Below are 243 nucleotides of genomic sequence, written 5' to 3'. Positions count from 1 at the left end.
CGATGCGGATGCAATCGAAATAGGTGGCGTCTGCCGTGATCTCGTGGTCGGAGGCCAGAACCTGGATGATGGTATCCTTGCCGAAAAGATCGCTCGCCACAGCGGCTGCGGCTGCGACGGCGGGGGCCGTGTTGCGGGCAACCGGCTCGAGCAGCACGGCTGCAAGTTCGATGCCGAGCTCGCGGGCTTGCTCGGCCACGAGGAAACGGAACTCCTCATTGGTGACGACGATGGCCGCTTCGT

General features: G+C 63.8%; 1 protein-coding gene. It reads right to left on the bottom strand.

What is annotated here, in order from left to right; translation table 11 throughout:
- Positions 1–243 (bottom strand): sugar phosphate nucleotidyltransferase (locus EQW76_RS28910; RefSeq protein WP_244615613.1); only part of this gene is annotated, 243 nt, incomplete at both ends.

Origin of the sequence: Rhizobium sp. rho-13.1, assembly GCF_007000305.1 — a bacterium.
GTDB lineage: Bacteria > Pseudomonadota > Alphaproteobacteria > Rhizobiales > Rhizobiaceae > Rhizobium > Rhizobium rhododendri.
The sequence above is the reverse complement of the archived record's forward strand: the minus strand, read 5'-3'. Positions and strand labels throughout refer to the sequence as shown.